The 26,481-nt window shown below is 35.7% G+C and carries 25 protein-coding genes and 2 pseudogenes; 2 read left to right on the top strand and 25 right to left on the bottom strand.

Going from position 1 to position 26,481, the window contains the following annotated elements; all coding sequences use genetic code 11:
* Positions 1-67: 67 nt before the first annotated feature.
* From galT to JCM19034_RS25130, 9 genes and pseudogenes are all read right to left on the bottom strand, one after another.
* Entirely contained in the window at positions 68-1,594 is a 1,527-nt protein-coding gene (gene galT, locus JCM19034_RS13555; RefSeq protein ID WP_062050552.1) for a UDP-glucose--hexose-1-phosphate uridylyltransferase, read from the bottom strand.
* A 245-nt stretch (positions 1,595-1,839) separates the two neighbouring features.
* Positions 1,840-3,575, bottom strand: a pseudogene (locus tag JCM19034_RS13550) (phospho-sugar mutase).
* 156 nt (positions 3,576-3,731) lie between these two features.
* Entirely contained in the window at positions 3,732-4,718 is a 987-nt protein-coding gene (gene galE, locus JCM19034_RS13545; RefSeq protein WP_062050549.1) for a UDP-glucose 4-epimerase GalE, read from the bottom strand.
* A gap of 27 nt (positions 4,719-4,745) precedes the next feature.
* Positions 4,746-5,912: a galactokinase gene (locus JCM19034_RS13540; protein WP_062050547.1), complete on the bottom strand. Its 1,167-nt coding sequence runs from the start codon at positions 5,910-5,912 to the stop codon at positions 4,746-4,748.
* Positions 5,913-5,977: 65 nt separating this feature from the next.
* Positions 5,978-7,189 carry an ROK family transcriptional regulator gene (locus tag JCM19034_RS13535; RefSeq protein WP_231686960.1) on the bottom strand — a complete coding sequence of 404 codons (1,212 nt, stop codon included), beginning with the start codon at positions 7,187-7,189 and terminating at the stop codon, positions 5,978-5,980.
* Between the two features lie 128 nt (positions 7,190-7,317).
* A complete protein-coding gene (locus JCM19034_RS13530) occupies positions 7,318-7,836 on the bottom strand; it encodes a FixH family protein (RefSeq protein WP_062050544.1) in 519 nt (172 codons plus the stop codon).
* Positions 7,837-7,924: 88 nt separating this feature from the next.
* Complete coding sequence (locus JCM19034_RS13525) at positions 7,925-9,466, bottom strand: bifunctional GNAT family N-acetyltransferase/carbon-nitrogen hydrolase family protein (protein ID WP_062050542.1); 1,542 nt, start codon at positions 9,464-9,466, stop codon at positions 7,925-7,927.
* A 165-nt stretch (positions 9,467-9,631) separates the two neighbouring features.
* On the bottom strand, positions 9,632-9,865 hold the full coding sequence (locus JCM19034_RS25135; protein WP_370622003.1) for a chemotaxis protein CheC: 234 nt from the start codon (positions 9,863-9,865) through the stop codon (positions 9,632-9,634).
* Positions 9,853-10,089 carry a chemotaxis protein CheX gene (locus JCM19034_RS25130; RefSeq protein WP_370622001.1) on the bottom strand — a complete coding sequence of 79 codons (237 nt, stop codon included), beginning with the start codon at positions 10,087-10,089 and terminating at the stop codon, positions 9,853-9,855. Before JCM19034_RS25130 ends, JCM19034_RS25135 begins: the two co-directional genes overlap by 13 nt.
* A gap of 258 nt (positions 10,090-10,347) precedes the next feature.
* On the opposite strand from JCM19034_RS25130, the gene JCM19034_RS13515 reads away from it, so the two are divergent.
* On the top strand, positions 10,348-10,653 hold the full coding sequence (locus JCM19034_RS13515; RefSeq protein ID WP_062050541.1) for a hypothetical protein: 306 nt from the start codon (positions 10,348-10,350) through the stop codon (positions 10,651-10,653).
* 54 nt (positions 10,654-10,707) lie between these two features.
* Here the strand turns inward: JCM19034_RS13515 and JCM19034_RS13510 are convergent, their stop codons facing one another.
* The 4 genes from JCM19034_RS13510 to nfsA form a co-directional block, all read right to left on the bottom strand.
* The gene (locus JCM19034_RS13510; RefSeq protein ID WP_062050539.1) at positions 10,708-11,037 is read right to left on the bottom strand and encodes a helix-turn-helix domain-containing protein; all 330 of its coding nucleotides are present in this window, start codon (positions 11,035-11,037) and stop codon (positions 10,708-10,710) included.
* Between the two features lie 92 nt (positions 11,038-11,129).
* Positions 11,130-11,255 carry a DNA-binding anti-repressor SinI gene (gene sinI, locus JCM19034_RS21860; protein ID WP_156323985.1) on the bottom strand — a complete coding sequence of 42 codons (126 nt, stop codon included), beginning with the start codon at positions 11,253-11,255 and terminating at the stop codon, positions 11,130-11,132.
* A gap of 172 nt (positions 11,256-11,427) precedes the next feature.
* Positions 11,428-12,603, bottom strand: coding sequence for a pyridoxal phosphate-dependent aminotransferase (locus JCM19034_RS13505; RefSeq protein ID WP_062050538.1), 1,176 nt, complete (start codon positions 12,601-12,603; stop codon positions 11,428-11,430).
* A 175-nt stretch (positions 12,604-12,778) separates the two neighbouring features.
* Complete coding sequence (gene nfsA / locus JCM19034_RS13500; RefSeq protein WP_156323984.1) at positions 12,779-13,510, bottom strand: oxygen-insensitive NADPH nitroreductase; 732 nt, start codon at positions 13,508-13,510, stop codon at positions 12,779-12,781.
* A gap of 86 nt (positions 13,511-13,596) precedes the next feature.
* On the opposite strand from nfsA, the gene JCM19034_RS13495 reads away from it, so the two are divergent.
* Positions 13,597-14,772, top strand: coding sequence for a DUF418 domain-containing protein (locus JCM19034_RS13495; RefSeq protein ID WP_062050534.1), 1,176 nt, complete (start codon positions 13,597-13,599; stop codon positions 14,770-14,772).
* A gap of 163 nt (positions 14,773-14,935) precedes the next feature.
* Here JCM19034_RS13495 and JCM19034_RS25125 read toward each other — a convergent pair whose 3' ends face one another.
* The 12 genes and pseudogenes from JCM19034_RS25125 to JCM19034_RS21855 form a co-directional block, all read right to left on the bottom strand.
* Positions 14,936-15,466, bottom strand: coding sequence for an ABC transporter substrate-binding protein (locus JCM19034_RS25125; protein WP_370622000.1), 531 nt, complete (start codon positions 15,464-15,466; stop codon positions 14,936-14,938).
* A gap of 23 nt (positions 15,467-15,489) precedes the next feature.
* Positions 15,490-15,936: a hypothetical protein gene (locus JCM19034_RS25120; RefSeq protein WP_370621998.1), complete on the bottom strand. Its 447-nt coding sequence runs from the start codon at positions 15,934-15,936 to the stop codon at positions 15,490-15,492.
* Between the two features lie 96 nt (positions 15,937-16,032).
* On the bottom strand, positions 16,033-16,788 hold the full coding sequence (locus JCM19034_RS13485) for an ABC transporter ATP-binding protein (RefSeq protein ID WP_062050532.1): 756 nt from the start codon (positions 16,786-16,788) through the stop codon (positions 16,033-16,035).
* Positions 16,782-17,732, bottom strand: a complete 951-nt coding sequence (locus JCM19034_RS13480; protein ID WP_062050530.1) for an iron chelate uptake ABC transporter family permease subunit — start codon at positions 17,730-17,732, stop codon at positions 16,782-16,784. Before JCM19034_RS13480 ends, JCM19034_RS13485 begins: the two co-directional genes overlap by 7 nt.
* Positions 17,722-18,675 (bottom strand): ABC transporter permease, encoded by a 954-nt coding sequence (locus JCM19034_RS13475; protein WP_062050528.1) that lies wholly within the window; start codon positions 18,673-18,675, stop codon positions 17,722-17,724. The genes JCM19034_RS13480 and JCM19034_RS13475 overlap by 11 nt, the downstream gene beginning before the upstream one ends.
* Before the next feature lie 443 nt (positions 18,676-19,118).
* Entirely contained in the window at positions 19,119-19,766 is a 648-nt protein-coding gene (locus JCM19034_RS13470; protein WP_062050526.1) for a hypothetical protein, read from the bottom strand.
* A 16-nt stretch (positions 19,767-19,782) separates the two neighbouring features.
* The gene (locus JCM19034_RS13465) at positions 19,783-20,772 is read right to left on the bottom strand and encodes a Gfo/Idh/MocA family protein (protein WP_062050524.1); all 990 of its coding nucleotides are present in this window, start codon (positions 20,770-20,772) and stop codon (positions 19,783-19,785) included.
* Between the two features lie 107 nt (positions 20,773-20,879).
* Positions 20,880-22,961: a PAS domain S-box protein gene (locus tag JCM19034_RS13460; protein WP_062050522.1), complete on the bottom strand. Its 2,082-nt coding sequence runs from the start codon at positions 22,959-22,961 to the stop codon at positions 20,880-20,882.
* 14 nt (positions 22,962-22,975) lie between these two features.
* The gene (locus JCM19034_RS13455) at positions 22,976-24,013 is read right to left on the bottom strand and encodes an ATP-binding protein (protein WP_062050520.1); all 1,038 of its coding nucleotides are present in this window, start codon (positions 24,011-24,013) and stop codon (positions 22,976-22,978) included.
* A 10-nt stretch (positions 24,014-24,023) separates the two neighbouring features.
* Entirely contained in the window at positions 24,024-24,401 is a 378-nt protein-coding gene (locus JCM19034_RS13450; protein ID WP_062050517.1) for a PAS domain S-box protein, read from the bottom strand.
* Positions 24,402-25,092: 691 nt separating this feature from the next.
* Positions 25,093-25,848, bottom strand: a complete 756-nt coding sequence (locus JCM19034_RS13445; protein WP_062050515.1) for a nuclear transport factor 2 family protein — start codon at positions 25,846-25,848, stop codon at positions 25,093-25,095.
* Between the two features lie 481 nt (positions 25,849-26,329).
* Positions 26,330-26,481: pseudogene (locus JCM19034_RS21855) on the bottom strand (sporulation protein YhbH); the annotation flags it as partial.

Below are 26,481 nucleotides of genomic sequence, written 5' to 3'. Positions count from 1 at the left end.
TTCCCTCCTTCAATACGTGCTCTCTTATTTTTATATGATTGAAAGAGGGAAATCATGTGTTATCCTGTTATGCTCTCATCGCTCCAATGTGAGAAGCAAAGCGAAGAAACGCCGCTTTCCCAACCTCATCACGCTTAAAAACACCTGCATGATGTAAAATTTCTAAAAATACTGAACCGAGCTCATGACGTAATAGTTGTTCAAATGACTCTTCTGATATATAAGTGTGTTTACTCATTACCTGTTCAGCCCATTTTAAGTGTTGCTTAATTTCATCTATTGCCGTTACAGCTTCACCGCGTTCTCTCGCTGCGATATAGTGTGCAACTTGCTTTAGTTCCGTTTTCAAACGTCCAGGGAGAACAGCTAACCCCATTACTTCAATTAGCCCAATATTTTCTTTCTTTATATGGTGAACGTGCTGATGAGGATGAAATACACCATCAGGATGCTGATCCGTTGTCCGATTATTGCGGAGTACTAAATCTAATTCAAATAAATCTCCCCTCATACGGGCAATCGGTGTAATTGTATTATGTGGTATATCACCAGTATACGCTAACACATCTACTTTTGGATCTTCATATGAACGCCAAGCTTGTAGAATAAAATCAGCAGCATGTACTAATTCTGCCTTATTTTTCGACTGTAATCGTAATACCGACATGGGCCATTTCACGATTCCCGCTTGTACTGAAGGAAAACGTTCAAATGAAAATAACTCTTCCATATCTGCTTTTGCCATCGGAAAATCATGTGCTCCACCTTGGAAATGATCATGACTTAAAATTGAACCTCCAACGATTGGCAAGTCAGCATTGGATCCTAAGAAATAATGAGGGAACTGTTCAACAAAATCAAGAAGACGTTGAAACGATAAATGGCTTATCTTCATTGGCTCATGTTTTTCTTTTAGAACAATTGCATGCTCGTTATAATACACATACGGTGAAAATTGGATATGCCAATTTTCATTATTCAGTTTAATTGGTATTGTTCGCAAATTTTGTCGTGCTGGATGATTAATTCGTCCGTGATAACCTACATTTTCAACACATAATAAACAATTAGGATAATGATTGCTTTCAAGCTTTTTTGCAGCTGCAATTGCCTTCGGATCTTTCTCAGGCTTCGATAAATTAATCGTGATTTCTAGCTCGCCATAATTCGTATTCGCATACCAATGCTCATTCTTTGCAATACGATCTGTCCGGATATAATGAACGTCTTTACATAATTGATATAAATAGTTTGTTGCAGCATCCGGCCCTTCATCTTCATATTTAGTAAAAAAGCTGCGAATTACTTCAGAAGGACGTTTTGTTAAAGCCCCCATCAATTCAGTATCAAGAAGATCACGGTACGCAACGGAATTGGATTCAAGCTGTTTCTCTTTTGCAGCCCAATCTAAAATATTGTTTAAAATCGTAACAGGTGTATTTAAACATTCTTCTGCTACAGTCACTTCCTCAGCTGCATCCAATGACAAAATATTCAATAATTGATTTCGTGTCCAAATAACATCCTCTTTTTCTACTAAACCCTTTTGTACTCCATATTGAATTAAACGCTCAATCTGCATATGAATGCTCATCATTCACGCATCCTTTCGTTATCTTAGTATCAGATACACATCTTCAGTTTACACTAAACATAGAAGTTAGTAAATTTATTTAATAAAGTTTCCTTAGGAAATGATGTTGCAATTTTTGAAGCTTTACTAATTTCATTAATGCGTGTAACAAACTGAACCGATGCCACCTGCGAATTCGCCTTCACCTTTTTAGATCCTTTATAAAAAAAGCCTGCAAAGAATACGATCTTTGCAGACTTAACACTTTATACAAGTGATTGAACTTTCGCCATAACATTTGTTCTTAATGATTGTAACGCTTTTTGACTCTCTTCTAACGTTCCTTTGTTGACACCAAAATAAAATTTCACTTTTGGCTCAGTTCCAGACGGACGAATACAGAACCAAGACTGATCAGCAAGCTTATATTTTAAAACATTTGATTTAGGTAACGTAATTTCATTCGTTTGACCTGTTTCTAAGTGTGTCGCGATACTCGTTTGATAATCTTCAACTGTTACGACCTTTTCACCACCGATAACCGTCTGTGGTTCACTACGGAAGGTCGCTAAAATATGCTGAATTTTTTCAACACCCGCCTTCCCTTTTAGTGTAAGTGATTCTAAACCTTCTTGATAGTATCCGTATTTATCAAACACTTCTAATAATCCATCATATAATGTCAGTTCTCTCGTTTTGTAATAAGCAGTTAGCTCTGCAGCAAATAAGCACGCTTGCACAGCATCTTTATCGCGGACAAAGTCACCAATTAAATAGCCGTAGCTCTCCTCATACCCAAATAAAAATTGATGTTCTCCTGACTGTTCATACTGTTTGATTTTCTCACCAATAAATTTAAAGCCAGTTAACGTATCTACTGACGTCATTTTGAAACGATCTGCTATCGCACGGCCAATTTCAGAAGTGACGATTGTTTTTAATACAACACCATTTTCAGGTAACGATTGTTGACGTTGCTTTTCTGTTAAGATGTAATCTAACATAAGAGCTCCGGTCTGGTTTCCAGTTAGAACTACAAACTCTCCTTCGTGATTTCTAACAGCTACACCAACACGGTCCCCGTCTGGATCCGTTGCTAATAATACGTCCGCATTTTCCTTTTCTCCTAGCTCAATTGCCAGCTTGAATGCAGCATGTTCTTCTGGATTAGGCGAGCCTACCGTTGAAAAGTTTGGATCTGGCAACTCTTGTTCTGATACAGTTATTACATTTGTAAATCCATTACTTTCTAACGCACGTCTAACCGGAAGATTTGCCGCACCATGTAATGGTGTAAAAACAATCTTCACATCACGACCTGCTTCTTTGCTTAAGCTTTTTTGAATAAGAATAGAGGAAAGTGCCTTATTATACGCTTCATCGATCTCTTCAGATACAAATTTCAATAATTGACTGTCCTTTAATTCACTTTCATTAGCAACGGAAATTTCCAACTCATTCTCTACCGAATTCACATACTGAACTAGTTCTTCTGCAGGACCTGGAGGAAGCTGACCACCATCGTCACCGTACACTTTAAATCCATTGTATTCAGGTGGATTATGACTTGCCGTAATCACAACTCCCCCTGCAGCATGTAAATAACGTACAGCAAAAGAAAGCTCTGGCGTAGGACGCAATTCATCGAATACATACGTTTGAATGCCGTGCTTTCCCAACGTTAATGCCGTTTCTAACGCAAATTCTTTTGACTTATGTCTAGAATCAAACGCAATGGCTACTCCACGTTTTTTTGCTGTTTTCCCTTGTGATTCTATGTACCTCGCTAATCCTTCTGCCGCTCGGCGAATCGTATATGTATTCATCCGGTTCGTACCAGGACCAATCTCTCCACGCATCCCACCTGTCCCGAACTCTAAATTTTTATAAAAGCTATCTTCTAGTAAATCAGGCTGATTTTTAATTGCTCCAATGACTGTTTCAAATCATTTTCTAAATCTGTGAAGCTTGCCCACTGTTCATATTTTTCATACCAATTCATAACAGGTCCTCCTCAACAATTTCATCCATAACCAACAACTATTATACCATTAACTTACCAATTACAAGTGCTTTTTTAAAAAACATCGAACGTCTTTCTAAAAAAATAAAAGTTACCTCAGTTATACCAATTTACTGAGGTAACTTTTTGTTCAGATTAAGAACTAAAACCATTTGGATGAGCTTTGTGCCAATTCCAAGCATGTGTAATAATTTCTTTTAACGCAGGATACTTTGGCTGCCAGCCTAATTCCTCTTTTGCTCTTTGTGATGAAGCAATCAATGTTGCTGGATCTCCTGCTCGTCTTGAAGCTACATGTGCAGGAATAGGTTGACCAGTCACTTCCCGACAAGTTTCAATCACTTCTTTTACCGTAAATCCAGCACCATTGCCTAAGTTATAAATTGCACTTTCGGATTTTTCTCGTAAAGATTGCACGGCTAAGTAATGAGCTTGAGCTAGATCTAGAACATGGATGTAATCACGTATACAGCTACCATCTTTTGTATCATAATCATCTCCAAAAATTTGCACGTGATCTCGTTGCCCTAATGCAACTTGTAATACAATTGGAATTAAATGTGATTCAGGTGTATGATCCTCACCAATCTTCCCATTTGGGTCAGCTCCAGCTGCATTAAAATAACGTAAGCAAACCGACCTTAGTCCATATGCTTGGTCACACCATTTCAACATTCGTTCAATGGCCAGTTTCGTCTCTCCATATGGATTAGTTGGAATAGTCGGATCTGATTCTTTAATTGGTATCGAAACAGGTTCACCGTAAGTTGCTGCAGTTGATGAGAAGACTATGCGTGACACATCATGCTCCTGCATTTTCTTCACGAGCTTATAAGTCCCTAATACATTATTTTCATAGTACTTTAAAGGATTTCCAACACTTTCGCCAACTAATGAATAAGCTGCAAAGTGAATGACTGAGTCTATCTCATGCTTCGAAAAAATTTCATCTAAAATTGCTTCATCCTCAGTAGAGCCCTCATAGAATGTTGCACCTAATGTAGCTTCTTTATGACCTGTTTCAAGACTATCTATTATAACAACGTCCTCACCTTGTTCACGCAAATACATAACAGTGTGACTTCCAATATAACCTGCTCCTCCAACAACTAAAATTGCCATTGTAGTTCCTCCTTTGCCACTCTATTTTTAAATTTCCGAAACGCCATTTCCTGCTTCACAGATATAAAAAGATGGCTCTAATCCCGTTAATGCCTTATACGTCTTTTCAACCTGTTCTTTAAATGCAGCAACTTGGTCCTCTACAACGATACTCACAGAGCAGCCGCCAAAGCCTGCTCCTGTCATTCTCGTTCCAATGCAGCCATCGATTACACGTTGTGCATCAAATAAGGCATCTAACGCTTCACCTGTTACCTCATAATCATCACGTAATGAAATATGTGATTCTAGCATTCTTTTGCCAAATCGTTTTAAATCACCAGATTCAAGAGCTAATTTCGCATCCTCTGTTCGTGCATTTTCCGTCACGATATGCTTTACTCGGCGATACAAAACATCATCGTCTAACGTAGCTTCAATGAAAGCTAGATCATCGACCTTCGCATCGCTTAATGTATTCCACTCAGGTCGATATTGCTTGATAATCGCTAATGCTTCTTCACATTCTGCTCGACGTTCATTATATTTCGAATCCGCTAAACCACGTCTTTTGTTTGTGTTCGTAATGACAATTTTATGTGGACCAAGTTCGAGCGGGACATCATGTGCTTCCATTGTATTCGTATTTAAATAAATCGCATGCTTTTCTTTACATAAACCGACAGCATACTGATCCATTATTCCACTGTTCACTCCTATAAAGTGATTTTCCATACGCTGACAAAGCTTCGCTAGCTCAACTCTAGATAAAGAAACATCAAATAATTCACTTAACCCAAAAGCAGTAACCATTCCTATTGAAGCAGACGATGATAACCCTGCTCCATTTGGAATTGTCCCATGATAAACGACATCTATTCCTTTTAAGGAATCTGTTACCTTAAGCAGCTCATTGATAATCCCTTTAGGGTAATTCCCCCAATCATCCTCATCTTTATAGGTGACATCATCAAGTGAAAAGCTCACCTTCTGATCAAAGTTTGTACTAGTTAACGTACAAAGTTCGTCTTCACGTGGACGGATCGCCATGTATGTTCCGATTGTTAATGCTGTAGGAAAGACAAAGCCTCCGTTATAATCGGTATGTTCACCAATTAAATTAACTCGTCCCGGTGCAAAAAAAGTACGTACCTGTTCTAAAGAATTTGCTGAAAACTCTTTCATAAAGCAATCCTTAACTAATTGATTATCCATTACAAACCTCCAATAGCCTACGATAAGTTTCTTAATTTATTTTATTAAGTATTATATCATAGATATTATATTGAAACAGCATTATTTCTTGTAAAAATTTGCTTCAATACAATAGTCACCGCACCAATAACCGTTCCATTTTCTCCTAAGTGTGATAAAGCAATTTCAGTATTTCTTGCCTCTTCTGTCAGTGCTTTCGTTCGTATTACTTTTTTCAACGGCTCTAAAACGAAATCTCCTGCTCTTGAAACACCACCACCAATAATTACTTTTTCAGGATTCATAAAATGAATCATATTTAAAATACCTACGCCTAAATAGGTTCCTGTTTCAGCCAATATTTCAATCGATAATCGGTCACCCTTCAGAGCACATTCATGAATACGCTCTCCAGTTAACCCTTCAGTGGTTAGAATCGATTCTCGTCCTTTTTTCAGTTGTTCTAATGCTCTTTCTTGAAGTGCGATACTACTCGCTACTGTTTGCAAACAACCATAGCTACCACATTGGCATTTCTCCCCGTTTATATCAACAATCGTATGGCCAATTTCACCTGCTGTACCATGATGCCCATAAAATAATTCATTATTTAATATGACACCTGCTCCAATTCCTGTACCAACATTTACACAGAGTACATGGTCAATGTCTTTTCCGTTTCCAAACCATGATTCTCCTAAAGCAAGTGCTCGGGCATCATTTTCAACATAAGTTGTAATCCCAAAGGTTTGTTCCAACCGTTCCTTAATGGGTATGTGTGAAAGGTTAAAATTTGGTGCAAAAACTGCAACCCCGCTTTGATGATCGACAATGCCATGCATCCCTACCCCTATACCAATAATTTTATCTTTTGAACAAGTAGTACGTTCGATTAAATGCATAATCACTTTCTTTAATACATTTAAGAATGCATGTTCATCCATTTTTGGAGGTAAGGCGTGGGTTACTTGTTTATCTATCGTTGCATCAAGATCCGTTAACACCGCCCTTACTGAATGGCCACCGACATCGACACCGATAATAAATGAATGCTTTGCTTCAATTGTTAGCAAGATCGGCTTTCGTCCACCTTTTGATTCACCAATAGCACTCTCCTTAATAATACCGGTTTCTAGTAATTCTGAGACAATGTTTGTTACAGTTGGTGGTGTTAATTTCGTTTGCTTTGCAATATCAGCTCTTGAAATCGGTCCATGTTCTCGAATAATAGTCAAAATAACCGAGCGATTTAATGATTTCATTAATTGAAAACTTCCTGTAATATGTGAACGTTTCAAACTATCCCTCTTTTCTATTTCTCCCTATTTATTTAAAAGTATATCGTCTCTTAACATTAGTGACAATTAAGAACAATGTTGTCTGTGCTCAAAAAAAACTGGATTTGCCAAGAAGACAAACCCAATTATTATTGTGATCGTTTAAATATTCGTTGTAATTCAATTTCTAGATCATCTGGTAATGACTGGTTCAAATTAAATAAGTCATCAGGATCTCTACGGCTGCGTGCTGCAATTTCCCCTTCCACCGTAAGAAACAATTGATTTTGATAGACATTTCTCCCTTTTTTAGCTTCGATCAAGGAGACCCATTGCCCTGGAACCGAAAATATAACATTCGCTTCATATAAGCCATTCCCAATCGATGTAAATGTTTTTTCTATTTGATGAACGGTTTCAGGTCGATCAAAAATTGCTGAAATATTGGCATCTTCAATTGGTTCATTGAATTCATCAACAACATATAGATGAATCGTTGAAACATCGCCAGTATATAACAAATCTTCACTAACGACCGTAACATGCCAATCAACTACTTGCTGCTCCATTTGAAAATAAGTGACTAGAAAGAATATCAAACTAAGCATACACATGAAAAATGCAAATAAATAGGATCTTTCAAAAGACTTTCTTACAACAACCTTCATCTCTCATCCTCCTTGCTATCTTTCTCATCATTACCTGCAAGAAGTGAGAGTAAACTATGAATAAAGTACCAACATATAAAGTCTAACGTTAATTTTGGCGGTAATCAATCGCATAAATATCATGTCTACGATCTTTTAATTGCCTGACACTCCCAGCTCTCCGATTTCGTCGTAAAAGTTCTAAATCGACATCTCCTACAACGACTGTTTCAATATTTGGTTGACATTCACCAACAATTCCGTCACGTGCAAAAGTAAAATCTGACGGACTGAATATACCTGATTGAGCATATTGTATATCCATATTTTCAACGTCTGTTAAATTGCCAACAGTTCCGGAAAGAACCGTATAAACTTGGTTTTCTATTGCACGAGCTTGTGAACAATACCTGACACGTAAGTAACCTTGGCGGTCATCAGTACAAAACGGGGTAAAGATTATGTTAGCTCCTTTATCAACAGCAATACGACCAAGCTCTGGAAATTCGATATCGTAACATATTTGTATAGCAATTTTTCCACAGTCCGTATCAAATACGTGTACTTTATCTCCTGCTGAAATTCCCCAAAACCTTTTCTCATTTGGTGTAATATGGAGTTTATATTGTTTTTCTATCGTCCCATCACGTCTAAATAAATACGAGATATTATAAATTTTCCCATCTTCCTCAACAAAATGTGAACCCCCAATAATATTCACATTGTATTTAACAGCTAAGTTTGTAAATAAATCCAAATAATCCTCAGTAAATTCCGTCAGACGACGAATCGCTAAACTTGGACTCTTCTCTGGGAGAAACGATAGAAGCTGCAAAGTAAAAATTTCTGGGAACACAGCAAAATCTGATTGAAAGCTAGCTGCAACATCAGTATAATACTCACATTGAATCGCAAAATCCTCAAATGAGGATATTTTCTTCATTTCGTACTGAATCGTCGTAATCCGGACGGGGAACGATGTTTTAAATTGCCTTTTCGGAGTAGTAGAGCGATAATCAATATTGTTCCATTCCATTAACGTTGCATATTTTAACGAAGCCTTATCGTCATGTAAATAATTAGGGTTAACCCGCTTTAGTGTAAAACCATTCATTATTTGAAACGTTAAAACAGGGTCGAAAATATTGTGCATCGTCACTTCTTCTACATATTGACGTGGCGTGAGATCTTCCGCATATTTATAATAATTTGGAATGCGCCCGCCGATAATAATACTTTTTAAATTTAATTCTCGAGCCAAATCTTTACGTGCTTCATATAACCGTCGACCAATTTTCATCCTTCGATAATCTGGGTGTACCATTATCTCAATACCATACAAATTATATCCTTCTGGATCATGATTCGTAATGTATCCTTGATCCGTAATTTCAGCCCATGTATGCTGATCATCATACTCATCAAAATTAATAATTAAACTAGCACACGAGCCGATAATTATCCCATCATATTCAACGCAAAATTGCCCTTCAGGGAAATGCTCCACATGGCTTTGTAAATGCTCAATCCTCCATGGCTCCATATTAGGGAAGCATAGCTTTTGCATTTCTATAATTTCAAGAAAATCTTCTTGTTTAATATTTCGTAAAATCATCTTTTTTTCATATTTGGAAACATCAATTTTTGACATAGTTTCACCCCTAATTCTGCAATTACAACTCATCTAATTATTTCAAAGTCGTCTCCACCATAACATACCCCTTTTGAATCAAAGAAGTCAATTAAGAAAAATACATTTTTAACACATATCGCAGTCCTTCTTTCCAAAAAAAACCACCTAAAAAGGTGGAAGGGATTACTCGGCTTTTACAGCTATATGAACTTTCACTATGCCAATACCTGAGGTAAATGCAATTGATAAAAAAGGAAATTTCGAATGGAAATGAGAGTTTCCTTCGTTTACGATCGGTGTTGTTACATCGATCGTACAATCTTCTTTAGACAATTCAGTGGCCGTTGTTCCAGCTACCCAATTACCAAATTCCTGAACAGCACTCCATCCCATTTCATCAAACTCTAAAATCTCCATCCCCCCATCATTGTTCCTACAATCTTTAAAGCAGTATCTCTTGAGAATGTTACAATTATTTGTCCCGTAAGATCACCCTTAATCCCTAATATGACCGCAACATTGTCGGATGGTACCGAACCTGTCCCTGCACTTGGCTTCTCTTGCTTGATTTCCAATCCAAAATGACTCGTTAAAATTTCCTTTGCCGCTCTACTAATTGCATTAACATGATTCACATTCACGACTCATTCCCCCAAAAGTACTATGACTATATATTTATAAAGAGATATTATTTTGTCATATCTCGAATAGAATACCATTGTTTATGTGCCATTTCTACTACTTTTTCATATAGTAAATATTTTTCACTAGCACTGAGTTTTTTTATTTAGATGAAATGTACAAATATGTACTCATATATTTTTTGAAAAAAGTGTTTACTATAAAGAACAATAGATGTAAGATGTTCTTTATAGAGAACATTAGGAAGGGTGACATTTATGCACATTCCAAAGCTTTATGAAGATCCTTTATATGCACAGTTAAACATCTACCAAGTACAACATCGATTCATTCAGTCTGGTAAAACGAATGTACAAATTTTAACGTTTTCTAGCAAATCTTTAATTTTTGCAAGCGACTTACAATTTCCAATGTCAGAATCGGTTGTCTACCGAATCTGTTTAAATATACATCACTCGTTTTTTGAACTTTATGGATACATTACGTCTATTATTCAATCAAAAAATCTTTTATTATCAATATATGAATATACGTATAAACAAGATACGGAAATGATTCATTAGTTGCAAAAATGAAAGAACGTCATAACAGAAATTCCTGTCTTGACGTTCAAAGAGCTATGAATCAGATTGTTTCTTTTTCCATTTATTAAATTCCAGAAATTCCCGAAACTGATCTTTACTAACACCTGAATTCATAGCCTCTCTTACAAGACCCATCCATGCTTCATCTAATCGTTCCATATCTTTATGTTGATCACTAAGCAATGCCTCAACCGAAACACCTAAAACTGATGAAACTTTCTCTAAAAACTGGATAGAAGGATTAGACTGAATGTTACGCTCAATGGAACTTAAGTAAGATTTGGCCACACCTGCTCTATCCGCTAACTCGGATAGCGATAAACCTTTCTCAAGTCTATACTTTTTAACTTGCTCTCCTATCATGTCTATACCTTACCCTCTCTAACAAATTTACGTCATTAGCAAGATTCTTCATTGTCCTGTAATTCAATAATTTCAATTATGATTATGAGCAACTACAGTTTATCTTCTTGACCATTACTAAAAAAAGATTGAACTTCTTCGACCGTTAATCCATTCATCTTGGCTTCTAATAGCAATTCCAACCATTCCAGATCAACGTATTCTTGCTTTTTCGACATTTCCTTTCCTCCTTATTATAACTTATCGTATCAAACAGATCATCAGGTCTATAATTTTTATTTATTTCATATGTATATGCATTACCGCTATAATCAAAACTGTTCTTTTTAAAGAACATAACACTCACAAAAAGAGGATGCATTTGAGATTCAAATATGCATCCTCTTCTAATTATGAAAATAATTGTAACTCACCAATTCTTTGCATCGCTTCTTTTAATTCCTCTTCTTCACATAGCAATCCAATTCGAACATACCCTTCTCCATGCTTACCAAAACCGATCCCTGGAGCAACGACAACTCTAGCTTCATGTAAGAGACGTTCTGCAAATAATTCTGACGTATATCCTTCAGGGACGGGAAACCATGCGAAAAAGGAACCTTTTGGAGCTTGAACATCCCAACCAATTTCTTTTGCAGCACTTACTAACGCACTTCTTCTTCTCTCATACATTTCGACTAATTCCACTACTTCACGTTGGTCGGATCTTAACGCGTACGCTGCCGCTTCTTGCATCGCTCCAAATAAACTACAATAATAATGATCCTGAATAAGCTCTAACCCTTGAATAACACTTTTATTCCCAACTGCAAATCCAATTCGCCAGCCAGCCATATTATATGTTTTTGACATCGTTAACATTTCAATTCCGATGTCTTTTGCACCTGGAGTCTGCATGAAACTTAGTGGTTTTTCACCTTCATATCCGATAGCACCATAAGCAAAATCATGAACAATACACGTATCATATGTATGACCATAAGTAACGGCATCTTCAAATAACTCTTTCGTTGCGACGGCCCCAGTTGGATTATTCGGGTAATTTAAAAACATTAACTTTGCTTGCTTCTTTACATCATCCGGTATCTCTGAAAAATCTGGGTGAAAATCTCTTTCTTCCTTTAAGGGCATCATGTGCATCTTAGCTCCAACTAACGCAAGACCAGACCAATAATCTGGATATCCAGGGTCAGGTACTAATGCCGTATCACCTTGATTTAATAAACATTGGCTGATTTCGACAAGCCCTGTTTTTGTCCCCGCTAAAACGGCTATTTCTGTTTCATCATCAAGTTCAACCCCGAATTGCTTTTTATAATAGTCCTTAACTGCTTCCTTTAAGAAAGGAAACCCTTTAAATGGGGGATATTTATGGTATTGTGGGTTCTCTGTAGCTAATTGCATCTTTTCCACAATGGATTGCGGTGTTGGTTGATCTGGATTACCTTGTCCTAGATTAATCACGTCATTATGATGCTTTTTTACTTCCATTACTTTATCTACTAACTTAGCAAAAAACTGCTCCGGCAAACGCTCCAACGCATTTGAATAACGAAAAGTCTTCATTTCTATCACTCCAATTAAAAAGTGCCTCACTAAAAAGAGACACTCGTCATCATTATTTTTATTAGATTAGTTGATCAAACATCAACTGTCAAGCTCATTTCTTTACATAGACGTACTTAGCCTTACGTGGTAAATGATTGTTAAGTTGGTTTTTGTGTTGTAACGTTCACGTCTCCTAATCCTCTTTTAAGAACCCTTGCTTTTTCAAAAATTCTCCTACCTCTTGACGTCTTACTTGTGAAAAGTGTTCTGACATTAATTTCGTCCACGTATCCATTCGTTTTCCATTTGTCCGACGATTATAGTAATCAGACATAACTTGATCATATAAACCTAACTCTTCTTTCATTTTTGTTTCGTCATATTCTTCCTCATGTACTACGGCTCTTTGCGATAAGCGGGGCTTCTGCTCTGGATTCTGATCTGGATAGCCAATACATAATCCCATGATGGGAAATGTAAACTTTGGCAGTTTTAATAATGTAGAAACAGCCTCAGGGCTATTTCTAATACCGCCAATCATTACGCCTCCTAACCCTAAACCTCTAGACGCTAGCAGCATATTTTCTGCTACTAACGCAGCATCAACAGCACCAACAATAATTTGCTCAACCTCACCAATTTCAAACGGCTTCTGATGCATCTCGCTAGCTTTCGATAATCGTGAATAATCGGCACAAATAACGAAGAAAACAGGGCAGCTTTCTACATACGGCTGATTCCCAGCTAATTCAGCTAACCGTTTCTTTCTACTATGATCGCGAACAACGATTATACTGTAGGATTGAATATGATGAGACGTCGGTGCCCATTGTCCTGCAGTAATGATTTCGTTTACTAACTCTTTAGATACAGATCGCTCTTTAAACTTACGAATCGATCGATGACTTTTCATTAATTCAATCATAATTAACACTCCTTCTTCTATCATTCTTGTTAATTGAATAACAATAATTTACAATATAGAAAACTACGTATAAAGGAGAACGAAACATGGCAAAAACAACACCTTCCCCATTACTCGCAAATGAACGAATTGAATCACTTGATATGATGAGGGGACTTGCTTTACTTGGTATTTTACTAGCAAATAGCATGCACTTTCAATATGGACTCTTTTTAGTACCAGATATTCATGATTATTATCCCAATGGTATTATTGACCGAATTACTGAAGGTGCTATTTTAGTATTTGCACAAGCTAGCTTTTATACACTCTTTTCCTTTTTATTCGGATACGGAATGGTCTTTTTACAGGAACGACTACTAACTCGAGGACAGTCATTTGCACGTATTTATTGGCGCCGTACCGCTATTTTACTCATATTCGGATGTATACATGCACTATTTATTTGGGATGGAGATATTCTCATAACATACGCAATAGCAGGTGTTATCCTATTTTTCTTTTTAAAGCTGAAAGAGCAAGGATTACTGATTTGGGCGATTATTCTCTTATCATTAATGGCTTTATCGGTAACAACTCCTGAAGGTGATGAGGCAACTTCAATCATTGACGAACGTTTTTATCAATATTCAGTAGAAGAGCGTGAGGTCTTATCATCAGGTAGCTACACTGATGTCGTAACGTTCCGACACGAAGGTGATCCATTAGGTTTTGGCTGGTTCAGTAACGTTTTTATCCAAGCTAGTTCTGTCATTGGAGTATTAGGAATGTTTCTGTTAGGAGCTTTTGTTGCACGAAAAAAGTGGCTTGAAAAACCAGAAAATCATCAAAAGCTTTTTAAAAGGATTTGGTGGGTGACGCTCTGTATAGGATTCCCTAGTAAGCTAATCTTTGTCTTAAATCCGAGCACCCAAACAGAAGCACTGCATATGTCTATCGGCGGCCCACTAGTGGCAATGTTTTATGCAAGTAGCATCTTATTATTAGCAACAAACAAAAAGATGGTTAAATGGCTTAAACAATTAACTTATATTGGCCGCCTCTCATTAACGAACTATATATTACAATCAATTATTATGACAACACTTTTCTATGGTTATGGAGTCGGCCTTTTTGGTAAAATAGGTTTCTTTATCGGTGCACTTATTGCCATCGGGCTTTTCATTTTCCAAGTCCTGCTCAGTAAATGGTGGCTTAAACGTTATAAAATTGGACCGTTGGAATGGGTATGGCGACTCGGAACATATTGGAAAAAACCATAAACGCAGCGTGCAAGTCATTTCCATGATTTAAGTTTATCTGTAAAGTCGGTGTTCTTTCAAAAAACGTGTACTCTCCTCTGAGAATATTACCTTTAAAATAACCACGTGAATGCCTCTTGCTTAAACAAACAAAAAAAGCGGCAAATGCCGCTTTTTTGTTTCCTTATTCAATCGCTGCTTCTACCTCAGCAATCATCTCTTCAGTAGCACTAATACCACCAGTCGTAATGTACCAATAGACAGGGTCTAAATAAACAATCTTTCCTTCTTGGTAGGCAGTTGTATTTTCTGTTACCTCATTTTCTACAGTTTGCTGTGCAGAAGATTCTCCTCCTACGATCGCACCTCGATCGACAACAAATAAATATTCTGGATCTGTTTCAACAATATATTCAAACGATATGCTTTGTCCATGACTTGAAACTTCGATATTCTCATCAGCCGGCTCTACACCAAAATCTTCGTGTAAAAATCCAAAGCGTGATTCAGGTCCAAATGCACTTAAAGAGCCATCATTAGCTAGCACAATTAATCCACTGACATCATTTTCAGCTGTTTTATCTTGTAAAGCTGCTACAGATGTTTCAATATCAGCGATTTTTTCAGCAGCAAGCTCTTCTTTTCCAAAAATATCACCTAATAAAGTTACATTTTCTTCAAATGATTCTAAATAACGGTTTGGATCAGTTGACATGAATAACGTTGGTGCAATTTCGGCTAATTCCTCATATGCTTCTTGGGCACGCCCAGAATGATAATTAGATCAGGTTGCATATCAAAGATTTTTTCAAAATCAGGCTCAAACAGTGTACCGACATTTTCATAATCATCGCCCGCATATTGGGATAAATAGTCAGGAACACTTTCAACTGGCACCCCTGCAACTTCAACACCCAATGCATCAAGTGTATCTAATACACCTAAATCAAATACTACAACCGTTTCAGGATTTTTTTCAACGACAGTTTGACCTAATTCATGGTCAATCGTTACCTCTGTTGATTCATCCCCAGCTTCAGTCTCTTGATCATTCGCCTCGCCATCAGTAGTTCCTTCTATGTCTGTATCTTCTACTGAATCTGAAGGTGTATCATCAGATCCGCATGCAACCATAACGATTGCAAGAAAAATTGTTAATAACAATAATAGAAATGATTTTCTCATTCCCCACTCACCTCTGTATGTTTTATATATAATTACACAATCAAGCTTTACTAGAATAACTCTAGATATAAATCGAGCTGTGGTAATTAACGATATTTAAAAATAAACAGCAATTTTTCGATTATCAATATTGTTAATAGGAATATCCATATCATATATTTCTTTTAACGCTTCTTCATCAATGACTTCATGAGCTGGACCTTCTTTTATAATTCGTCCGTTTTTTAGTGCGACGATAAAATCCGAATAACAGGAAGCAAAATTAATATCATGTAATACGACGACGATTGTCTTGCCTAATTCATCAACCATCTTTTGCAGCACTCTCATAATTTGAACAGAGTGCTTCATATCTAAATTATTTAAAGGTTCGTCAAGTAAGATATACTCCGTATCTTGAGCAATAACCATTGCAATATAAGCTCTTTGTCGTTGTCCCCCACTTAATTCATCTAAATATTTATCTTGTATATCTTCTAAATCCATATAGTGGATTGCTTCATCAATATAACGAATATCTTCTTTCGATAAATTCCCTTGTGAATAAGGAAATCTTCCAAAGGAAACTAAATCACGAATTTTCAAGCGAATATTAATATGATTAGATTGCTTTAGAATAGAAATCTTTTTGGCCAATTCGTTACTTTTTTGTTTTGTAATATCGACATCATCAATTAAAACTAATCCTTCATCTTTTGCAATTAAGCGGCTGACAATTGACAATAACGTACTTTTCCCAGCACCATTTGGCCCGATGAAAGACGTAATTTTCCCCTTTTGAATTTTCACTGAGACTTCATCGACAACCTTTTTTGATGCATATCGTTTCGTAACATTTTGAACTTCTACCATTTTTTACTCTCCTTTAGTAACAGATATAGGAAGTAGGTACCACCGATAAAATTAATAATGACACTTAACGTTGTAGAAAACGTAAATACTCGCTCAACAATGAGCTGACCGCCAATTAAAGCGATTATACTAATCAATATTGAACTCGCAATTAAAAATTTATGTTGATGTACTTTCATAAATTCGTGAGCAACGTTAACAACAAGTAAACCTAAAAATGTTATCGGTCCAACTAACGCTGTAGCAATTGAAACTAATATGGCAATGATTATTAAATAATGTTTAATTACATAATCATATTGAACACCTAAATTTATAGCATGTTCCCTACCTAAAGATAAAACGTCTAAATATTTCAAGAAACGATATATATACACAAGAATCAGTACAACTAAAATAATCGATATACCTAGTAAATCGGTATTTACATTATTGAAGCTAGCAAACATCCGATTTTGAATAGACAAAAATTCATTCGGATCAATCAACACTTGCATAAATGTCGTAAAACTTGAGAAAAACGTTCCGAATACGATCCCAACTAACAATAGCAAGTAAATATTCTTGCCTTCTCTTTGAAATAACAATTTAAAAAGAAGAAAGGAGAACAACACCATTACACTAATTGAGATGAGAAAATTTAAATGTTGATTAATCATGAAGACACTTAACGATCCGAAAGTGAAAATTAAAAAGGTTTGTATTAACACATACAATGAATCTAAACCAATAATACTGGGCGTTAAGATACGATTATTCGTAATCGTTTGGAAAATCACGGTCGAAAAAGCAATCGCAGAGCCCGTTAATACAATCGCCAAAACTTTTATCCCACGTCTTGGCAGTACATATTCCCAATTCCCATTAGCACCTACAGTCATATATAGTGCTACGCACGTAACTGCTAAAATCGCTAAAATAGTAATTTTTAACTTAGAGCCCATATGATCTCCTCCTTAAAAGCATAAAGAGGAAGATACCACTACCGATTACTCCTACTGTTAATCCAATGGCAATTTCATACGGGAAGATAATAATTCTTCCAATTATATCGCAAATGAGAACAAAAATAGCACCTAATAATGCAGTGTAAGGTAGATTGTCCCTTAAGTGATCTCCACGATAAATCGATACAATGTTTGGAATAATTAAACCAAGAAATGGAATCATTCCAACAGTCAAAACAACAACCGATGTAATTAAGGCAACAATGATCAATCCAATGTTCACTACCTGCTTGTAATTTAAACCTAAATTTTTAGAAAACTCCTCACCCATTCCCGCAACCGTAAACTTATTTGCAAATAAATAGGCGATGATTAAAACTGGAATACTAATATATAGAAGTTCATAACGCCCTTTAATCATAAGAGCGAAATTCCCTTGCAACCATGCCGACATATTTTGAATAAGATCAAATCGATATGCAAAAAAGGTCGTTATGGAACTTACAATATTCCCAAACATAAGACCAACTAGTGGTATAAAAATAGTATTCTTAAATTTGATTTTATCGAGAATTTTCATAAAAATGAATGTACCTAATAGTGCAAACGCAAAGGCCACAAGCATTTTCACAAAAGGACTAGCACTCGTAAATAACAACAAGGACACCATAATGCCAAAGCGTGCTGAATCTAACGTTCCTGCAGTTGTAGGTGAGACAAATTTATTCCTTGTTAGTTGCTGCATAATAAGTCCACATATACTCATCCCAACACCAGCTAAAATGATACTAGCTAATCGTGGAAACCGAACAAGCCAAAGTGTTTGTCGCTGTTCCTCCGTTAAATGGAAAATATCTAACGGTGATATATTCTGTACTCCGATAAATAAGGAGAGAAAAGAAAGCAAGATTAGTAATATAACTAGATAACGTAATTTCATGATCCCCTACACTTTCTGTAAATCCATTTATGTATTCTCATTGATAATGATTCTCTGTCTCTATATTGCTATCTTACATTCAATTGAGAGTGATTGTCAATAAATATTAAGAAAACACTATCGTTTTTCTTACGGTACAGTCAAACAAGCCTTATTCTTTACGAAATGAGCCAATAATATGTCATTCATCATTGTTTCCTTAAGTCTCACCATCTCTTCTTGTCGACTCCATGCTATCTCTCAAAAAAGGCTGTCCAAAAAGGTTAATTACCTTTTTGGACAGCCTTACAATTCTCTATTGCATCTATCCTTTTATTGACACCAATCAATCACTTTCATTGCCAATTTATTAGCAATGAGTCGATCCGCACCACTAGGATATGGCCCAAGAATGAGCGAGTGATCAATCTGTACATACTTCCAATCAATTGCTACATATTGCTCTAACTGTTTTGCACTTCACTTGGATTAAAATTCTCATCAAATAAAATGAATCCGTATGTCTTGCCACTTGCAATAGACTCCTTAAGAGAAGTCGCAATTCCTTCTAATTCAGAAATATCTTCCATTCTATGTTCATTTACTGCAATAACTACATCCTGAATCAACTTCTCGGATAACCCACTAGGAAGTTGAATGCCAAAAATACGCGGATGATCATATTTCATTGAATTTATCGTATCTTTTACTTTTAAAATCTGCTCAACAATACTATCTAAAGCTGTATCATATCCTAAGCTCTGTTTTGTCTCTTCATCAACTAACGGTATATGTACATAGGAAACTGAACCATCTTTGATGTCAGTTGGAATGTTTGCACTTTCTCCACCAAGTATAACAAGACGTTCTACCTCATTTAACCAAGTAAAATCACGAACATTAGTTAATTGAGAGGGACGAAGCATTGGGGCTTCAAATTCTTGTGAAAATAATATTTGCTCTCTCTCATATAAATGAATTTTTGCTTCGTTCTCTTCTCCTATGTCAATACTATACACTTGATGGTTTTCAACTAATTTAAAAGTCACTGTTTGAATTAATTGTTGTACACCTGCAGGTGATTCTTCTACTAACAATAAACCTATCTTCATTACACTTGCACTCCTTTTAATTAGACAAGTCCGCCGGGTATGATACTCCTATTTGCTTTCTTGCTTCGTCTAAAATGATAGCTGTTTCTCGAGATACATCTAACTTATGACTTGCTACTTCTTTTGCACCATTTAATACGGCTTGTATAAAAGCCTTTGCCTCATCAAACATCGATTCATCATCTTGTGGAACACTTATATCTTCAATACGGCCATCTCGATAATGAATTACTACTTTTTCAGGTGTATGAATTTTATCAATGATGATTGAACCATCCTCACCTTGGATTTCAGAAGGGACCTTTGAATCTGTTATTTTCGAATACATGATAACAGCTTCCATGCTGTCATATTGTAATAACAAGCTACCTTGCCCATCTACACCCGATTCTAGCATTTTTCCTATTGCCACTACTTTGTTAGGTCTTCCAAATAAAGAAACCGTAGGAAGGACACAATAAATCCCAATATCCATTAGTGCTCCATTAGAAAGTTCGGGTTTAAAAGCATTCAAGATCGTCCCCGCTTTATAAGCATCATAACGTGACGAGTATTGGCAAAAACTCGCAACAAAACGACGAACTGTTCCTATTTTAGATAAGTGGTCTTTAATTACTTTAAAATTCGGTAACGCGGTTGTTTTTAACGCTTCCATTAGTAAAACGTTTGACTTTTTAGCAACAGCAATCATTTCCTCTACCTCTTTGCTATTTGAAGCTAAAGGTTTTTCACAAAGAACGTGCTTTTTATGATTCATCATTAAAATGGCTTGTTCCTTATGATATGCATTGGGGCTTGCAATATAGACAGCGTCTATTTCCTTACATTGTGCGAGCTCTTGCAAATCTGTAAAAGTCAGAGAAATGTGATGCTTGTCCGCAAATTCCTCAGCCCTCTCCTTAGTTCTAGAGTAGACAGCTGTTAATGAAAAGCCTTCAACCTTTGAAGCAGCCGCTATAAAACGGTCAGTTATCCAATTTGTCCCAATCACTGCAAAACGTACCATATACTCCCCCTATTAACAGTCTAGTTGTTCATCACTTGAACGGTCCTCTTGAAATAATGGCAATGTTATAGTAACAGTTGTACCAACATGTTCCTTACTATAAATGTCTATGAAACCGTCGTGGCTGTCAATAATTTTTTTGTAACCATTAAACCAAGTCCCGTTCCCTTTTCCTTTAACGTATAAAACGGTTCACCTAATCTATCGATTAAATGGGCAGGAATACCGCATCCTTGATCTTTAATCGTAATCGATACCATTTGATCTTCATACATTCTTATTGTTGTAACAATTTCCCCTCCCTCTGCCATTGCTTCAATGGCATTCTTATACAAATTAATAAATACTTGCTTCAGTTGATTTTGATCTGCATAAACATACGCAGTCTCAACCTCTTTATCTACGTGCAAATCAATATTATTTAATAACGCTTGTGGCCTTAAAAATCGATTCACTTTATAAATTAGATCATATAAGTTTTCTTTTTGATATCTGACTACCTCTGGTTTTGCAACAGCCATAAATTCATTTGTAATCATCTCAAGATGGTCAATTTCATTTAAAATAATCGATAAATATTCATCATTAATACGGACCTTTTGCTGTTGCATGAGTTGAAGGAAGCCCTTAATCGTTGTTAATGGATTGCGTATTTCATGTGCTAAGCCTGCCGCAAGCTCACCAACAACGGATAACTTTTCAGACTTACGTAACACCTCTTCTGTTTTTATAGCTTCCGTAATATCGGAGCACGTACCAATCATTTCAACTACCTTTCCATTTATCACCTTCGGCATTAAGCTTAGCAGATACGTATAATCGCTTAACTTCATTTGAAACACCTGCTCATTCCCGCCCCAAGCCTGTTCATAATATGCTTCTAATTGTTCTGCATATTGTTTTGGTAAAATATCCTTTAGTTCCTTCCCTCTAAACGATTGATAGTTGATGTTCGTATCTCGCAAAAGTTTGCCGCCAATTAACGGGTGCACAAAACGATTTCCTACTTTCCGAACACGAAAAATAATACCATTATGCAACTCTAATGTTTCTTCTAATTCTTGTCTGGCTTTAATTAATTCGTTCTCTGCTTGTTTTTGTTCAGTAATATCTCGTAATATTGCTGCATACAATATTTCTCCATCTCGGTTAATCATGGATGTTGAAATACTAATATCAATGATCGAAGAATCCTTACGTCTTCGTTTTGTCTGGAAATTAACAACCGGGACACCGTCATTTAATTGTTCTAACAATCCGTAATACTCTTCCATGAAATCATCTGGAATTAATGTTTTCACTGTTAATGCCTCATCATCGTTATATCCAAACATATGTTTAAAACCACAATTACTGCGAACAATTGATAAATCCTCACGATAAACAACAATCGCATCTCCAGATTGCTCAAAAAGCAGTTCTAACTCACTCGCAACAGCATGATCATCCATATCAGTATTCAATTTTTTGAAATAAATTAATACCACCCTAATTAAACAAAGAACACCAATTAATTTACAAATTATCGCCAGTGTCGTAAAACGTTCGGTAAAATATAAACTTAATAAAAAGAAGCTATAACATATTAAAAAACAAAAGATGACCCAATTCAATGCTCCCAGCAACATTTCACGTTTCTCTTTAAACCAATGTACCATGAAAATAAAGAGAGTGAGATAAAATAAAACGACCATTTTATACTGATCATCAATTAATTCACTCTGGTTAAAATAAGGATGAATGAAACTAATGATCACAAAGATGGAAAAGCCAATAAATAAAGTATGGCGAATGATTTTTTTTGGTTTAATGCTATATATAATTGATACTAACAACGTCCATTCTAATAAAAGGATCAATGTGTTAGCACCACTGCTATATAATCCTCCTTCCAACGCGACAACATATTTATGAAGGACATAGGCTAACGCCAATAATAAGAATATTAACATATAAAGCAATGATCTAAATGTTTGATAAATAAAATGTTGCCTAAAACAATACACAAATAAAATCATGTAAGTAACAAAAATAATGTCAGTCATAATCATATTTATAGACTGTTGTATCAAACCTTGATAACCGAAAAAAAGGATAACCATCATAATTACAATAACGACACATGCTCCTATCGCCAAAAAGGCAGATAGTCCATACGAGAAATGGCGCTTATAACGTGAAGTAACCATATGTTCTCCTTCTCTCAACTTTCTCTTAAGGAAATTGGTAATGTAATTTGAAATGTTGTTCCACTATATAACTTACTTTTAACTTGTACATGCCCTCCTAAATTTTCAATAATCCCGTATGTAACCATAAGTCCAAGCCCGGTTCCTTTTTCCTTCGTCGTATAAAAGGGTTGTCCTAATTTCTCTAATTTATCTTCGGAAATCCCTACCCCTTGATCAACTACTTCAACAATTGCTTCACCTGCATGTAATTTAGTTCTGAGCGTTATAACTCCCCCGTTTGGCATCGCATCAATTCCGTTTTTGATTAAATTAATAAATACTTGTTTCAGCTCATTTTCATCACATTTCACATAGAGAGGGACATTGCTTAATACCGTTTTAATTTGAACGTTTTCAATAATACATTGTGGCTCTAAAATGCTTTTGACTTGAGTTAAGATTTGATTTAAATTGTGATTTTCTACATGCTTCACTTGTGGCTTTGCTAACAATAATAATTCATTTAAAATGATCTCAATTCGAGAAAACTCTTCAGACATAATCGTATAGTAGATCTTCTTGGCTGATTCACCAGATTGAATTAGCTGAAGAAAGCCCTTTAATGATGTTAATGGATTACGAATTTCATGAGCTATCCCTGCAGCCATTTGCCCAACTAATGAAAGTTTCTCGGAGTTTTGCATAAATTCTTGCGACTTTTTCAATTCTGTTACGTCTTTAAAGATAACAACTGTTCCTTTATAGTATGCTTTTTCATAGATAGGGTTAACCGTATATTCAACGTCAAAACGTTGACCATCTTTTCGGTAAAATTGATCGTCCCTTGCTTGTAGTGTCCCTCCATTGTTAATTGCTTGCAGGAAACGATTTGTAGCTTCATCCATTTCGCCTTTTAATTTTAAAATCACTTCTTTAAAACCGCGGCCAATCATTTCCTCCTGCTTGCAGCCAAGCATTTTTTCAGAGGCTCGGTTCCAAAAGACAATCTTCCCTTCAGGATTAAACCCGAAAATTCCTTCATTTATTGAATCTAAAATCAGTTGATGCATATGGTTTAACTCATTTAGCTTTTTTTCTCGTTCCAATTTTTAAACTAATATCAAAAATATCAATATGATAATAGGAAGATTGCTCTGTTTCAAGCATGATAAAGTGTAAAGAAACCCACAAAGTTTTCCCGTTTTTATGAACAAAGCGTTGATCTATTACTAATTTATCCTTTATATCGGAGGGTTTCTTAAATAAGTCTGCTGTCTGTTCAAGATCATCTGGATGTGAAACAATATTAAATGCTGATTGTTCAAGTTCTTCTTTGCTATAGCCGGTTATCATACATAATGCTTTATTGACCTTAAACCAGTGACCGTCTAATGTCATAACTCCTTTTCCAGAAGAAGCATTTTCAAATGCATCTTGGTATAAGCTTGTATGATCCATTCATCTGCCTCCATGTCCTTATCATTCTCTAATATGAATTATACGCTATTTCTGAATTGAAAAAAGCAATTGCCTGAAAATTTCGATAAGAAGTCTCATTACGTCAAAATCCGACTAGTTAAGACAACAAGTATCTCTATTATCCTACATGAAACGACACTTTTTCCCCGTAACTATTCAAATTTTCGTATTATTTTCGTTTAAGCAGCACTGCACATTTTACTAACCTGCTAACATACTCGATACTTAATTAATAGATAAATGTTGCACCATCTTTTAAAAGCCCTCAAAGGAAAACTTCACCTTTAAGGGCTAGATAAATTGCGACTATTACTTATTCTTCTTATTTGCAAGAAATTCCTGTTTATAAGCTAATGCTTCCTCCTCATTTTTCATAGAAAGCTTTCATCGCGTGATATACGTCGCCCCTTCTCTTTCAAAATATATTGGTGCAAACAATCATCGTCAATAGTTTTATAAGTCCATATCCCCGAGTAAATTATTAAATTTAGTAACTTACAACTTATTTTTATATGAGTATTACTGTTAAAACAAATGATTATTTTGAATTAACATTAAATGCATCATGTTTACGAATTCAGCTTATACTCTATAGTTTGTAGAAAAACTAGTCAGAAGCACTAACGATGACATTCAATGCCTCAGCTCGTATAGCATGTTTCTTTTACCTTTAATTATCGAATAATTTTTGTATATCTACTCGGTTAATTGTAATATCCTCTTGTTCTCCAGAGCCTTTTCGCTCGATTGTGAGAACCACATCTGTTCCCACCTTACCAATTATTCGGTAAATAGCTTCATAGCTTCCATAATTAAAATCAGAAACTTTATATTGATCTATTGCAACAATGTGATCACCTTTTTCAATACCAGCATTAGCTGCAGGACCGTCATGGGGAGTTTCTAGAACTATAATTTCACCATCTTTAAAGTCAAAATTAATACCAACACCACCTGCTGTGGCTTTCTCATACTCTGCTAGATATTCTTCATCACTTAAAGCAGTTAATGCTGATATTTTACCGTTTTCGAATTCAAATGTTTCCGTTATTGTTTGTTTCAACCCTAAATACTCTGTAATAAAACTAGTGTAATTTGCTTCAATAACAACCTTATTATCTACTTCTTCAATATTTAGAATTTCAATTTCACTATCTAATTCAATTATTTCCTTTATAAGAGCTTCAATTTCATTTTTACCTTTGATTTCATCGAAATCATCACGATACACAAATCCACTCGCCAGGTAATCCATCACCTTATCATAATCTTTGTTATTGATTGCATTAACATGTTCCTCTACTATTTTGACTGGATCCGTAATTGAGTTTACATCTTCTGTAGCAGTAGAACATCCAATAATACTAACAGTAAGTCCTAATAAAGCAAATAAAACAATAAATTTTGTTACTTTTTCTTTTACCATATGATCCTCCTAAAGTTTATTTAGTAATTGGTATAAAAGCCCTAATTCTTTTATAAACAATTACCAACAATAGATCAATACAAATTTCCTAGTTGGAGGAAATATTTTCAATAACCTTCTTCGTCAAGCTGCATTGATGATGAATACTATTATTTTGATCACTGTGCCTCTTTTTTTCCACTTACCTTTTGCTGTAGCGTAGTTATCTTTATTCCACGCCCAGACAGACGTAATAAATAAACTCTAGACTCATCAGCTACTGCTGGGAGTGGCAATAATAAAATGTTTAGCTAAGTAATGGTATGCGACTGTTCTTACAACAATACCTTTATCCATTTTTCTTCACCTTTTCAAATAATAAAAGAACGCAGCATCAGCTACGTTCCGTATTCAATCAATCCCAGCTTCCATTACTGTTAAGGAGATTTTTATCGGTAAATTCGGTGGAACGACATGGAAAACATTCCTCACATCACTTTGATTAAGCTAATACTTCTTCTTCTTTCTTAAAGAAAGCTTTCATCGCGTGATACACGTCACCTTTTTCCTTCAAAATGAAGTGCCGAAAACGATCATCGTCAATATTTTTATAAGCACTCATCAGTGTGGAGTGGCGGCTGTATTGATTCACTT

This window comes from Bacillus sp. JCM 19034 (assembly GCF_001310635.1).
Lineage (GTDB): Bacteria > Bacillota > Bacilli > Bacillales > Bacillaceae_D > Halalkalibacter.
This window is presented reverse-complemented; position numbering and strand designations above follow the sequence as displayed.